Source organism: Cyanobacterium sp. uoEpiScrs1 (assembly GCF_947331815.1).
Classification (GTDB): domain Bacteria; phylum Cyanobacteriota; class Cyanobacteriia; order Cyanobacteriales; family Microcystaceae; genus Rippkaea.
The window spans coordinates 1,067,330-1,082,242 of sequence record NZ_OX373462.1 but is presented as its reverse complement, the minus strand read 5'-3'; the positions used below and the strand labels follow the sequence as shown (position 1 = coordinate 1,082,242).

10 protein-coding genes are annotated in these 14,913 nt (G+C 33.1%); 6 read left to right on the top strand and 4 right to left on the bottom strand.

The features are described from left to right. Window positions 1-591 precede the first annotated feature (591 nt). The 5 genes from lepA to OXU93_RS03690 all read left to right on the top strand — a co-directional run bounded on the left by lepA (window position 592) and on the right by OXU93_RS03690 (window position 6,158). A complete protein-coding gene (lepA, locus tag OXU93_RS03710; protein ID WP_267384544.1) occupies window positions 592-2,403 on the top strand; it encodes a translation elongation factor 4 in 1,812 nt (603 codons plus the stop codon). Between the two features lie 277 nt (window positions 2,404-2,680). Next, window positions 2,681-3,790 carry a citrate/2-methylcitrate synthase gene (locus OXU93_RS03705; protein WP_267384543.1) on the top strand — a complete coding sequence of 370 codons (1,110 nt, stop codon included), beginning with the start codon at window positions 2,681-2,683 and terminating at the stop codon, window positions 3,788-3,790. A 403-nt stretch (window positions 3,791-4,193) separates the two neighbouring features. Beyond that, on the top strand, window positions 4,194-5,003 hold the full coding sequence (locus OXU93_RS03700; protein WP_267384541.1) for a Ycf66 family protein: 810 nt from the start codon (window positions 4,194-4,196) through the stop codon (window positions 5,001-5,003). Between the two features lie 144 nt (window positions 5,004-5,147). Further along, window positions 5,148-5,648: a TolB family protein gene (locus tag OXU93_RS03695; RefSeq protein WP_416378785.1), complete on the top strand. Its 501-nt coding sequence runs from the start codon at window positions 5,148-5,150 to the stop codon at window positions 5,646-5,648. Next, window positions 5,649-6,158, top strand: coding sequence for a TolB family protein (locus OXU93_RS03690; RefSeq protein ID WP_267384779.1), 510 nt, complete (start codon window positions 5,649-5,651; stop codon window positions 6,156-6,158). It begins immediately after the preceding gene. A gap of 781 nt (window positions 6,159-6,939) precedes the next feature. On the opposite strand, the gene OXU93_RS03685 is transcribed toward OXU93_RS03690, so the two are convergent. Together OXU93_RS03685 and OXU93_RS03680 are read right to left on the bottom strand one after the other, a co-directional pair. Further along, entirely contained in the window at window positions 6,940-8,448 is a 1,509-nt protein-coding gene (locus tag OXU93_RS03685; RefSeq protein ID WP_267384777.1) for a UbiD family decarboxylase, read from the bottom strand. A 1,421-nt stretch (window positions 8,449-9,869) separates the two neighbouring features. Next, complete coding sequence (locus OXU93_RS03680) at window positions 9,870-10,103, bottom strand: hypothetical protein (RefSeq protein WP_267384539.1); 234 nt, start codon at window positions 10,101-10,103, stop codon at window positions 9,870-9,872. Window positions 10,104-10,466: 363 nt separating this feature from the next. Between OXU93_RS03680 and mnmG the strand changes: the two genes are divergently transcribed. Further along, window positions 10,467-12,371, top strand: coding sequence for a tRNA uridine-5-carboxymethylaminomethyl(34) synthesis enzyme MnmG (mnmG, locus tag OXU93_RS03675; protein WP_267384537.1), 1,905 nt, complete (start codon window positions 10,467-10,469; stop codon window positions 12,369-12,371). 547 nt (window positions 12,372-12,918) lie between these two features. Here mnmG and OXU93_RS03670 read toward each other — a convergent pair. Both OXU93_RS03670 and OXU93_RS03665 read right to left on the bottom strand, forming a co-directional pair. Further along, window positions 12,919-13,050, bottom strand: a complete 132-nt coding sequence (locus OXU93_RS03670) for a hypothetical protein (RefSeq protein ID WP_267384535.1) — start codon at window positions 13,048-13,050, stop codon at window positions 12,919-12,921. Between the two features lie 400 nt (window positions 13,051-13,450). Continuing rightward, the gene (locus tag OXU93_RS03665; protein WP_267384534.1) at window positions 13,451-14,446 is read right to left on the bottom strand and encodes a DNA adenine methylase; all 996 of its coding nucleotides are present in this window, start codon (window positions 14,444-14,446) and stop codon (window positions 13,451-13,453) included. Window positions 14,447-14,913: the final 467 nt, after the last annotated feature.

Genomic DNA, 14,913 nt, shown 5'->3' with positions numbered 1-14,913 from the left:
TTATTATTATACCATGTACTGATTCATTAAAATACTTTCGTTTTTTTAGAAAAACTAGTTTATAGATATTTGACGTGAATTCATATTGTTTATATAAAAATTTAAATATTAAAACTTATGACTTTATGTTTATTTTATTTTTCATTATAAATAAATTTTAATTATCTCGACTGTTTTTATTTTATTCCATTCCAAAGATAATTGATTTTTTATAATCAACATCTCTTATCCTATTCTAATTATTCTCAGATTTGTCAATACAAATAGGCACTTAAAACTCACCAAACACAAAATAGTAAAAATCAAATTGCCTTCGCTTAAGATCTTCAACAAACCAAACAATCATAATGCTCACCCTAGCTTAGAATATTGGATTCAATCATTCAGTCGATTGATATCTGTCCTTAACTAATAATAAATCCATATTTAGACCCTAAAAGCCATCTGAAAGGCAAAAAGAGGTTTCTCAGCACAGCAACATAAACAGAATTGTGTCTAAAAACCTAGCTACATTTAGCAAAATCACTATTACAATAAATAATGAAGAAGCTCTCGATTTTACTAAATTCATTCCCACTAAAAACTAACTATATGACCGACGTTCCTGTTTCTCATATTCGTAACTTCTCTATCATCGCCCACATCGACCATGGTAAGTCGACCCTAGCTGACCGCATGTTGCAAGACACTGGAACGGTGGAACAACGGCAAATGAAAGAGCAATTCCTTGACAATATGGATCTAGAACGGGAACGAGGAATTACGATTAAATTACAAACAGCTCGAATGAGTTATACGGCCAGGAATGGAGAAAAATATATTCTGAACCTTATTGATACTCCTGGTCATGTGGACTTTTCTTATGAGGTGTCTCGCTCTTTAGCAGCTTGTGAGGGGGCTTTACTGGTAGTAGATTCCTCCCAAGGGGTAGAAGCCCAAACTTTGGCTAATGTTTATTTAGCTTTGGAGAATAACTTAGAGATTATTCCTATTTTAAATAAAATTGATTTGCCAGGCTCTGAACCTGAACGGGTGGCTAACGAAATTGAAGAAGTAGTTGGTCTTGATTGCAGTAATATAGTAAGAGCCTCTGCCAAAAATGGGGTGGGTGTTGATGAGATTTTAGAATCTATTGTTCATCTAGTTCCATCTCCAGAAGATATGGTAGACGAGCCTTTAAGGGCTTTAATATTTGATAGTTATTATGATCCTTATCGGGGAGTTATTGTTTATTTCCGCGTTATGGATGGAACTGTTAAAAATGGTGATTGCATTCGGTTGATGGCTTCTGGTAAAGAGTACAATATCGACGAGTTAGGAGTCCTTTCTCCTAGCCAGGTGCAAGTGGATAGTCTGCACGCTGGAGAAGTAGGTTATTTGGCGGCAGCTATTAAGACAGTAGAAGATGCACGAGTTGGAGATACGATTACTTTAGCTACAAAACTCGCAGAAAAACCTCTTCCAGGCTATACTGAGGCTAAACCAATGGTTTTTTGTGGACTATTTCCTACCGATGCAGATCAGTATGAGGATCTGCGTGAAGCCTTAAATAAACTTAAACTTAATGACGCGGCTTTGTCTTATGAACCTGAAACCTCCAGTGCGATGGGGTTTGGTTTTCGCTGTGGTTTTTTGGGATTGCTTCATATGGAAATTGTTCAAGAAAGACTCGAAAGAGAATACAATCTTGACCTAATTACTACCGCACCATCAGTAATTTATCGTATTACCACTATTGATGGAGAAATTATTGAAATTGACAATCCCAGTTTACTTCCTTCACCTCAAAAACAAGAGAAAATTGAAGAACCTTATATTCAAGTAGAAATGATTACCCCTGAAACTTATGTAGGAACATTGATGGAATTATGTCAAAGTCGTCGTGGGGTATTTAAGGATATGCGCTACTTTACTCTATCAAGAACTGCCTTGACTTATGAGTTACCTTTAGCTGAAGTAGTCACTGACTTTTTTGATCAGTTAAAGTCGCGCTCACGAGGTTACGCAAGTATGGAATATTGTTTAATTGGCTATAGAGAAAACCCCTTAGTTAAATTAGATATTCTTGTGAACGGAGATGGAGTAGATGCTTTGGCTATGATTGTCCACCGAGATAAAGCCTATTTTGTAGGTCGTGCTTTAACAGAAAAGCTCAAAGAGTTGATTCCTCGTCATCAGTTTAAAGTTCCTATTCAGGCGGCGATTGGGACAAAAGTTATTGCTAGCGAGCATATTCCTGCACTTCGAAAAGATGTGTTGGCAAAATGTTATGGAGGAGATATTTCTCGCAAAAAGAAACTATTACAAAAACAAGCCAAAGGAAAGAAGCGGATGAAGTCTATTGGAACAGTTGACGTTCCCCAAGAAGCATTTATGGCTGTCTTAAAATTAGATCCACAGTAACTATTATTTTTAATATTCAAGTTAAAAGGTGATTTGTAAAGAAATTACAATCATGCGCCGCTGCTTTTGTCGTCTTAAAAAACTATTTGCCAAGGATGTATAAACTACTCTAATAGCGAATCTTAATTAACTAAAGCAAAGATTATTGATATACAACAAGTAAGCTTTTCGAAGCTTTTGATCCAAGGTGATGGATATATAATTTGACTATGCTAAACTGTATGGAGGTTTGTGATGTATATAATGTCTATTTCAGTTAGTCAGATTTTTGAAGTATATGGACAATATTCCCAATCACCTTAGTAAGATCGATGGGCAGTTAGGTAAGTTAATTATATTAGGGTTTCCGTTCGAAGAACTTGCTATAAATGCTTCCTTTGAAGAGATTGTTTTTTTATTGCTGCATAGCCATCTCCCTACTCAAGGTGAATTGAATCTACTAACTAAGAAGTTGTTAGATTATCGAGATCTTGATCCCAAAATATTAGATGTTCTCAAGAGTGCAGCTGAAAATGAGATTGAGCCAACAGAAGCTTTACGTATTGGAGTAAGTTGCCTCTCAATGGATATGCATTCACATCGTATGGATAAAGAGGGAATTAGTGGTGCACTTAAGATAATCGCCTCAATTCCTGTAATTACTGCTACTTATTGGAGATTAATTAATAATAAAACTATAATTGATCCTCATCCTGCATTAGGTCATGCAGCCAATTACCTCTATATGCTTACGGGAGAGGAGCCTTCTCTTGAACATATTCGGGGGTTAGAAATCTATCTAAATACAGTGGTGGAACACGGACTCAATGCATCTACTTTTTCGGCACGAGTAGTGATGTCAACTCGCTCAGATTTTGTCTCTGCCATAACTGCAGCTATTGGTGCTTTAAAGGGAATCCTTCACGGTGGTGCGCCAGGTCCAGTCATTGACATGTTACTAGAAATTAAAACATTTTCGGAGATAGAATCATACTTACGCCATAAGTTTGAAAGTAGAGAGCGTCTAATGGGTTTTGGTCATCGTATTTATCGAGTCAAAGATCCGCGTGCTGTACTCCTTTCAGAAGTAGCTGAAGATCTTTGGCACCATAAAGATCTCTCAGAATTCTGGACTCTTGCGATTGATGTTGAGAGAATCGCTTTAAGGCTACTCAAAGAATACAAACCCCATCGAAGTATCAAAACAAATGTTGAATATCATACCGCGTTAGTTTTGCATGGACTTGATATTCCTACGCCCCTATTTACTAGTACATTTACAATTAGCCGGGTGGTGGGCTGGCTGGCTCATTGTTTTGAACAACTTGAACAAGACCGCATTATTCGTCCTAAATCCATATACACAGGGCCGAGTGAACAAAAATGGTCTCCCATCGCCGAGAGATAATCTAATCAACAATTGTCTCTAAAAAAATTTGTGCTAACTTCGTATTCCCTTCTAATTTAAGTAGTCTTTGCGCAGTAAATTCCTTAATATAATTACTTGGAAGCCTTTTAAGATAAATAAAGAATGTATTCAAACTGGCAAAAAGCATAAGACTATATGGTATTCTGTTAAAAGACTTCTTGTGGAGTGTGGTTTTGAGAAATATCATCGTTGTTGTTCTTATCACAGCTGGTTCAATTTTTATCAGCTAAAGTAGCAAGATTAGGTTTTTATAAAAAACATTTGTCCCAATCAAAATATTAGCTTTTTAAAGATAGGGGTATTCTCTAGATGTCCTAAAAATGGGAAGTGGAAATCCTTTATCAAAAATCGCTACTATAGAGATGGAAAATAGAGAGGGGTAATGGTAAATTTTGGGTTAAATTCGGCTAGTATTCTTGGTATATTCCTGGCAGTGGCAGGGGCTGGCTTATATTTTCTAAGATCCGTCCGCCCTGAATTATCGAGAGATCATGATATATTTTTTGCGGCAGTAGGTTTGTTATGTGGCTTGATTTTGTTGTTTCAGGGATGGCGACTTGATCCTATTTTGCAGTTTGGGCAATTTCTCTTGACCGGTTCAGCAATATTTTTTGCAGTAGAAACTATTCGACTACGAGGTGCAACAACAGAACAAGCTAAACGAAATTTTCCAATTGTGGATAATGAGCGTCGGGTGAGTAAAACTCGCGTCTACACAGAAGCTGAATTAGATCGACTCGAACCATACGAAGAAGAGACAAAATACACTAGTAACCGCCGGTTAAGAGGGTATGAAGAACCTCGTAGTTCTAGAGGGACTCGTCGTTCAAGTCAGTCCTATAGTGATCGTGAACCAACTCGTCAACGTCGTCCCCGTCGCACCAGCTCACCTTCCTCTCAATCATATGACGCCTGGAATGATTCCTCTGACATGTGGGAAGAACGGAATATCTCCCGTCGTCCTCGTCCGAACAGTCAATCGCCAAAAACTCCTCCTATACCTCCTGGACAACCTCCTCTAGATTCTTCATCTGAGCGAAACTATTATTCTAATTATCCATCCGAGAAAACTGCGCCAGATGACTATGTAGATTATCATCCCATTGATCAATCACAACACCGATCAGAAGAGGAAATAAAGCAATCGAATACCAATCAAGAATCAAAAAGTGATCATCATGATCATAATTAGTATTCTATTCTTTCCTATTCCTATCGTTAATCCCGGTTAGTTTGAGTGAAAAGTAGACCAATAAAAGTGGCCCTGGAGAATCAGTCCAAACTCCTAGCAAATAAAAGGTTTGGTCTATATTTTCTTTTGTATTACTTGATTCTATTGGTTTCAACGATTCTACTGAATTCTTGTAATCTTGTTAACCATTCCCAAGCTTTGGGTAAGCTGAATAGCCGCTATAATGATGTCCAACCAGCTCTAAGTGGTGATGGACGTTGGTTAGCTTTAGTCTCTAATCGTGATGGTACTAATCAAATTTTACTTTATGATTTGTGGGGAAAACAGTTAGTTAATCTACCTAGACTAAACCCCAAAAATGTTGTTCTCGATAGTCCCAGTTTGAGCCGAACGGGGCGTTATCTCGTGTACGTTTCTAGTATTCGAGGACAGCCAGATGTTGCTTTATATGATCGTGCTACCCGACATGCTGAATTGTTGACCCAAGGATATCAGAGTTGGGTAAGAAATCCTCATATTAGCCCTGATGGACGCTACATTGTTTTTGAAACGGCAAAGCGCGGCCAGTGGGACATTGAAGTATTTGATCGCGGTCCTTTGATAGAGTTAGATATTCCTGATGGTGCTTCAGTTGTTGTCCCTTAAATAGTGAAGTATTTTATTCTAATCCTAAGTGCAATTTTAGCCACTTTTTTAAAAGGTTGTGGTGGTTATCCCCGTTTCCTGCATTTTAGTATTGATATGGGGGGACAAGGATTAAATAGTCGGGCCTCAGAATTAACGCCCCAAGTAATTTCTTCCTACATCATCTTTGTGTCTGATCGTAATGGCTCTCAGGATGTTTATTTATTTAATGCGCAAAAACGACATTTGATTGATTTACCAGGACTAAATTCTTTCGATGAAGTGGCTTCTCACCCTTCAATTTCTGAAGATGGCCGCTATATTGTTTTTGCAACTAGTCGTCAGGGACAATCAAATATTTATCTTTATGATCGCCAAAATCAACAAAAACGTAGTCTCACTAAAAACCTGCAAGTAGAAGTTCGTAATCCTATAATTAATGCAAATGGTGACCGTATTGCTTTTGAGATTGCTCAGGGTGGTCAATGGGATATCATGGTTTATGATCGTTCAGGAAAACCTATTTGGTAGTATTTTATAGTAGATATTAACTTAGATTTTTTAAGTATTTAATTGCTATTCTAAACTATATATTATAAATTGATAGCCAATAAATATCTAAAAACTTTGTATTTTTAGGTTAATACTTTTGACTTTTACCTAGTAAAGTATTGAAACAACTAGTCTAAAAAGACGGAATAATTGTTCGTATAATTTTACTGAAAATTTATTTTTCTAAAATTTTTATTCTTCCACCAAACTCCAAGCTATCTCCATCATATCTAGTAATAGGTTTGCATATATTTTTTAAGCTAAGATTAGCTTTGTACTGAGTAATATTAGAGGCTTTATAACCACGACTAATACTCTTATGACCACTAACTTTAGTGTTAATTCTTTATAGATTCTTATTAACTTTAATTTTTCCTATTTCTGTATTTAAATATTTGATATTCAGTTAATGTTCTATAGAGATAATAATTTCATTAATTAGTATTTATAAAATTAAAAAAATATTTTAATTTTATATCTATTTTTTTTATGGCTATATAAATACTTTAATAAATCTGAAAAAAAACAAAATAATTTCCATAAAATTAAATATATATAATTAGTTTTGATAGTTACTTAATGCATATATTGATACTATTATATTAGTAAGTGCTAAAATTTTTATACCGAACGTTTATATCTAAATAAACGTTCGGTATAAAAAATATAAATTAAGATACTATAATTCTTGCTTTAATTTATTACAAATAGACATAAGTAACAATTGATACTATATTTATGGTTGTTCAAAATCTCCTACTTATTTAATGTCATAACCAAATAGGTTGTCATTAACTTTATCTAGGATAATATCCTCTAAGCCATATTCAATCCAACGATGATTGACTATTTCAGATACCTCTCCATCAGACTCTAAAGGTTCTCCCCATTCATGATCAATTTCAGGATACATTTTTGTGGTAGCATCAATCCCCATTCTGCCTCCTAACCCCAGTTTTTCACTCGCAAAATCTAAAGTATCAAAAGGAGTCGCTGGAAGGATAAAAACATCTCTTGAGGGGTCAACTTTAGAACTAATTGCCCAAACTACTTGACGAGGATCTCGGATATTAATGTCTTTGTCTACAATAATTACAAACTTAGTGTAAGTAAACTGAGGTAATACACTCCAAAAAGCTAAAGCCGCTCTTCTTGCTTGTCCAGGATAAGCTTTGTCAATGGATATAATTGCTGCTTTATAACTTAATGATTCCATAGGCAAGAAAAAGTCTGTAATTTCTGAGACTTGTTGCCGTAAAATTGGGGTATAAATACGATTTAATGCAATGGCCATCATTGCCTCTTCTTTAGGTGGGCGACCACTAAACGTTGTTAAATAAATGGGATCCTTACGATGGGTTATAGTATGAAAACGAACTAATGGGGAGTCTTCGACTCCACCGTAATACCCCATATGATCTCCAAAAGGCCCATCAGGTAAAACTTCACCTGGAGTAATAGTTCCCTCTAGAATAAATTCTGCATCTGCTGGAACTTCTAAGTTTAGGGTTTTACATTTTGTCAACCTTACGCCTGATCCTCCATATAGTCCTGCAAATAACCATTCTGAGAGCTCTATAGGAATAGGAGTAGCTGCAGCCATGATAATTAGGGGATCAACTCCTATAGCTATCGCAATTTCTAATTTTTTACCATTTTCTGCTGCTTTTCGAAGATGTCTCGCCCCACCTCTGACAGACAACCAATGCACCGTCATTGTGGTTTTAGATTGTAACTGTAAACGATAAACTCCTACATTAGGAGTTCCAGTCTCACAGTCCTTAGTAACAACTAGTCCAAACGTAATAATTTTGCCTGCATCCCCACAATAAGGACGAATTAGAGGCAATCTATTTAGGTCTAGATTCTCCCCATCAATTACTATCTGTTGACAGGGAGGAAAGAAACTTTTAACTGGTTTCGCCTTAATTACATCAAAAAGAATTTTACCAAAATCAATCGCTTCGGCAATTTTTTTTGGTGGTTTTGGTTGTTGTAACATAGCTAATTTTTTACCCATATTTTCTAAATCTTGAGGGGTTTCCATATTCATAGCCCAACAGACGCGTTCTACAGTTCCCATCAAGTTAATAGCCACAGGGAAATCGGAGCCCTTAACATTTTCAAATAAGAGTCCAGGTCCTCCTGCTTGCAGTATTCGATTAGATATTTCTGCAATCTCTAAGTCGGGATTAACTGATGCCTTGATTCTGCGTAATTGTCCTCGTTGTTCAAGTTGATTAATAAATTTTCGTAGATCTCTAGCCATAATATAATTGGTCATAAATTTCTATATTCTATTATCACTTATTCTAGTGAAAGAATATTTCAATAACAAATATAGCTAGTTTAGAAGAAACTAATATTTTTATTTAATCTCTAACTAAGAACAAGACATAAATTTTTATGTTCCGTTTATTATAACTTTTCTATATTTAAAGTATTAGAATTAATAGTTATAAATCACAAATAATAAATGAATTATAGTGAGCAATAGTCTATTACTAATATAAAAATTGAAATATACTATATTTTTTTCAAAAGAAACTATATTACAAACAAAACATGGAGCAATAATGAAATTAACCAGAATAGACATAACTTTTACCGTGAGTGAACGGTAATCTTAGTAAATTAATCAAGGAGTATTATTTTTAGTTGTAAAAATAATCGATTTATCTTTTTAACAGCTATATAGTATCTAAACTGAACTATTGTTAAATTTTTTTGGTAACTAACTAATTAGCACATAATTATTTTCTCATCAATTAACCATTCAGGTTTTCTCTAATTTTCAATATATTGTATATTGAAAATTAAGCTAAAAAAATGTAGTTTGTATTTCTATTGTAGACTAAAATAATTCTCTTTTTTGTATTATTTAAACATAAGTTAAACATGCTAAAAAAAGATAAAATATCTACTTAGAAGTCAATACATTTTCTGGATTATAAAAATATTAACTATAAATTGTTGTCAAGAAATAGAATATAAATCTGGATTTTAGATAAATTTATATTTTTATTTCCAGGCATTAAATAATCTAAAATAAATGATATTTTTAAAAAGGCAAATAAAATATCTTATAAAATAATATATAGTAAGACAAAAATATGTGAAGCTATTTTGGGGATAATCAATATTACATCTTGGATCTTTATGAGGTTTTTATATCTAAAGTATACATCTATCAAATTCCATTTTTATTAAAACTAAATACCTAAACTTATCCTAGTCTGATTTAAGATATTTTATATATCTATATAGGCTAAATATTAATTGAAATTAATACCTTCTCTTACCAGTATAAATACTTGACCTTACAATGTTTTGACAGGGAAATGACTAGGAAAAAAGATAGTACATAAAAGTGGATTAGACTACATCATTGTCCGACCTTGCAAAAGAAATCCTGAGGATAAATAACTTATTTTTACTTAATAAAATATCGTATACAAACAAACAAGTGAGTCGGGATGCAATTACTGCTTTACCTTTTAGAGCTTTTCAGTTACTTTAAGCTTATCAGAAAAATTTTGAGAGTAGAAAATCGTTAGAGGACCTCATTAATTCTCAAAATTTAGTTGGATTTTTGAATTTTTGTCTACTGATCAGCTCATTTTCGATAAAAATCTAAATTGTTTACACAGCGTAGGGATAAACGACTGTTGACCATTATTGACTTTTAATCTAACGTTGTGAAATAGGCTTAGGTTCTATAGATTGGCCAATTGGCCAATCCTGGCGAGGAGGAAAAGACTGTTCTGAATGTAAAACAGTCCCCCCAGGTTCAGCAGGGCGATTTAACGTTATAGCAGCCCCAAAACCTAGTCCAGCAGAAGTGCCTAAGGCACTAGTTATTAACAAAAATTCCCAGAGTAGTCCCCAGGGAAGGGCTTGAAATTGGGAAGTCTGTGCTTTCATCAAGTTCTCAACACCACATAAAAAAATTAGGTCATATTTTGGATTCCGTTTAGAGCTTAACCTTAGATATAAATTTTGCCAAGTCTTATCCTTAATACGAAGGACAAAAAATAATTACAAGCTAAATTAATTAGATTCAAAACCTAATTAATTTCATAAAATATTCCAAAATTCAACTTATAAACTTATCTCATTACATACTAAAATAGTATTTATAAAAATAGTTTAATCATACTTTTATAGATATTATTAGCAGAAAATAGATTTAACGATTATTAATTAACTACTAATGGATAATATAAATCTTAAAGTTTGTTATTCTATAGGTCAAGGAGAAAGAGACCGTATTTTTTCGTAAATCTAATGACTATTGACTTCCAAGACATCTTTGACATCATTATTGTTGGCGCTGGACATGCAGGATGCGAAGCAGCTTTAGCCAGTGCACGTTGTGGATGTCGTACCCTAATGCTAACTCTCAACTTAGATAAGATCGCTTGGCAACCTTGTAATCCTGCAGTGGGAGGATTGGCAAAGTCTCAACTTACTCATGAGGTAGACGCACTAGGGGGAGAAATAGGCAAAATGGCAGACCGCACTTATTTACAAAAACGAATTCTGAATAGCTCAAGAGGTCCTGCAGTATGGGCATTGCGCGCCCAAACAGATAAACGGGAATATTCAGCATTAATGAAAGAAATTGTTGAGAATCAAGATAATTTAACTATTCGTGAAGGAATAGTGACAGATTTAATTCTAGGAAAAAATGATCAAGTTATTGGCGTTGAAACCTATTTTGGAACTTGTTTTGGCGCACAAGCAGTTATTTTAGCTACCGGAACCTTTTTAAGAGGCCGTATTTGGATTGGTAATAAATCTATGGAGGCAGGAAGAGCCGGAGAATTTGCAGCAGTAAGACTTTCTGAAACTTTGAATAAATTGGGGTTTGAAACTGGAAGACTTAAAACCGGAACCCCCGCCAGAGTGGATAAACGCTCAGTAGATTATGATAATTTGGAATCTCAGCCTCCTGATAAGGAAGTACACTGGTTCAGTTTTGATCCTGAAGTTTGGATCGAACGTGAACAAATGAACTGTTATTTGACTCGAACCACAGTCAAAACTCATCAGCTCATTAACGATAATTTACACTTGTCTCCAATCTACGGTGGATTTATTGACTCTAAAGGACCTCGCTATTGTCCTTCTATTGAAGATAAAATTGTTCGGTTTGCAGATAAGAAGAGTCATCAAATTTTCATTGAACCCGAAGGACGAAATATTCCTGAATTGTATATTCAAGGACTTTCTACTGGACTTCCTGAAAATATTCAACTAGCGATGTTAAGAACCCTTCCAGGGTTAGAAAAATGCGAGATATTGCGACCTGCTTATGCGGTGGAATATGATTATATTCCTGCTACCCAATGTTATCCGACTTTGATGACAAAGAAAGTTGAAGGATTATTTTGTGCTGGTCAAGTTAATGGAACAACGGGATATGAAGAAGCGGCTGCCCAAGGCATCGTAGCAGGAATTAACGCTGTTAAGTTGGTTAAAAATGAGGAGATGATCATCTTCCCAAGAGAGAAAAGTTATCTAGGGACTTTAATTGATGATTTATGTACAAAAGATCTACGAGAACCCTATAGAATGCTGACCTCTCGTTCTGAATATCGTTTGATTTTAAGATCGGATAATGCAGATCAACGATTAACACCATTAGGTAGAGAAATTGGATTAATCAATGATCGTCGTTGGCAACTTTTTCAAACAAAGCAGGATAGTATTGTCATAGAAAAAAAACGCCTCCAAAAAACAAGAATTAAAGAAACAGATGAGATTGGCATAACTATTGAGAAAGAAACTAAGCAAAAGATTAAGGGCTCAATCACGTTAGCAGATTTGTTACGCCGTCCTGGGTTTCATTATGTTGATTTAGATCGCTATGGTTTAGGGAATTCTCAACTTAATTTAATAGAAAAACAAGGAGCAGAAATAGATATTAAATACTCAGGTTATTTAAAGCGCCAACAAAACCAAATTGATCAAGTTAGTCGTCATAGTAATCGTCAATTACCAACTAACTTGGACTACATGAGTATTGAAACATTGTCAATGGAATCTAGGGAAAAACTAGCTAAATATAAACCTTTAACTTTAGGACAAGCTTCTCGTATTGGAGGAGTTAATCCTGCTGATATTAATGCTTTGTTGGTATATTTAGAATTGCGTTCATCAAACAATAATTGTGTTGTCACTCAATAATTAGCCCCAAGATTTATAGGATATAAAAATTAATTATTCTAAACGTAAATTTAATTTAACGTTAAAAAAAATTACACCCAATCTAGTTATAAAAAGACACTTATGAATATACTGATATAAAAGTAACTTAGGCAAAAATAGTGTTTCTTAAATTTTATTGAACTCTGCAATATTTGGAAAGAGAACAATTTTAAAAATTCTCTTAAGTCGAGATAATAGTATGAGTTATTATTCACTGAATAATAACTCATACTATTATCTCGAAATTAAAATTAAGAGCAGCAGATATACAAATATTAGTAAATATCGAGAATAAATAACCACTTTAGCTGTTAACATTAGAGTATGCCTATACTACCATATAAATTGAACGCTGACCCTTATATGATTGTAACTATACCCATCCAATTAACTAATAAATTTGTTACTTCTTAAGGAGTATTAGACTAATAAATTCAGGACTTTTTCTGTTAAATTTTCATGTCTGTTGCAAATAGAGTCAACAAGGGAGTATTTATAATTTTATTGTAATTATTACCAAACTAAATTATTTACAAATTTGGTAAGGATTTAAACTAGTGGCAAACTGAATTGTTACCTCGAGAAGTTTATGTTCCTCTGTAAAAGTTATTTTGTAGCTAGGATCATAAATTTTGACTGAGTGGCGTTTACAAGTCATCTCGAATATTCTCATGAATTCAAAATATTCATGATTAAGTTAAATAGTCAAAAAAAATAGGTCTTCTAATAAAATGAAAGCTATACTTTATCTATTCTTATTTCTTTTTTAAAATTTAAAAGTAAGATATTCAGTGTAATTACTATTGGAATTAATGACACTTTATTTTTTACATTATTCTAGTTTTAGACAGTCACTTTAATTTTCTATTAACCTTTACGTTTGAGTAAAAATTTAAAAAAATAAATTCACAAAGTTATTTACTAAATTATTGCTAACTATAATTAGTTTGGTATCTAATTTACTGAGTCAATTGCTACTTTTTTACTAAATTTAAGATCCTAACTGAGTTTATTTAGAACAGTTTGTATAAGATTTCCAGATTCAATATTTATGAGAATCAAGTTTTATTGATATAGTCTGAATAATTTGTAACAAGTATCTCTCTGATTCTGCCACGCCTATCCCCCTTTGAATTAATCCTCCGTGAGGCAAAAATACGTTGAATATTAAATTTTTGATACAACTCATCGAAAAAAAAATCTTCAGCATAATTAGTTGGATCAGAGTTACTCAACATTTGGTAAGCTCCTTGCCGAGATACTTCCATAAAAGTATCTCTTAAGCGTTGTTGTTCATTATCATTAAAGTCCAAGGAATTATAAGCATTAAAAGTAGCAGTTTTACTAATGGAACGATACGGAGGATCATAATAAATAAAAGTAGTTTTATCTGCATATTTTAGTACTTCAGAAAAATCACATTGTTTAATTTCTGCAACCTTAAATGCTTGACTGACAGCCCTAATATTACTGGTATTAAGTATATTAGGTCTTTTATATTTTCCCATTGGAACGTTAAATAAACCTTTCCGATTTACTCGATATAATCCATTAAAACAAGTATGGTTAAGGAAAATTGTTAGAGCTGCGCGTTCTACCCAATCTTTATTATAAATGTTGGTATCAACTTCTTTATCAAAAGTATTATAATCATTTCTAGACTGATAGTAAAAATCTTTTCTTTTTTTTTCCGTCAAGTTTAAATAATTTTTCTCAATTTTTGATAATCTCTCAATGAGAGATTCAACATTACTTTTAATAACTTTATATAAAATAACCAACTCAATATTTTGATCAAAAAGATAAGCTTTTTTAATATTAAACTTATGGTATACATCAAAAAAAACTGATCCTCCTCCAACAAAAGATTCTATATAAGTTGTAAGCAAACCTTGTTGTAGCTTTAAAGGATATTGCTTTTGGATTTGTGGTAGTAACTGCATTTTTCCTCCTGCCCATTTTAGCACTGGATAAGCCTTGAAAACTTCACGATTATCTAGGCTATAAAAATGGTTGTTTTGTTTAATATTTTGAGAATTTACTGTATATTTCATCTTGATTTTGTAGTTTAGATAAGTTGAGTATAACTAATGCGTTTATAAAAACTAATAAACTTAATTATTATTTCAATTAATAATATAAAATACCGTAAATTATTTAAGTTATAAAAATAGGTACTTAATGCCGTTGAGTAATAAAAGTTTCATTTTATCTTTTGTTGTTTTTATAAAACTAGGATATTATAATTGACTTTACTAAGTAATTTTTAAGAATAAAGTAATTTTAATTAGCTAATTATGAGATAATTAATTACAACTCACAATAATTAATTATCTCATAACATACCGTATGCTAAAGTGTAATGGTTTTTAATAACTAATTCCTACAGAGGACATAGTTATTAAAAATAGGTATGTCAAAATTTATCATATATAATGATATAGTTGTAGCATATTTTTTAGCATGAAATATTTTTGTCTATAAATACCTACAACTTTTTTAATACCCTTTATAAGGGATA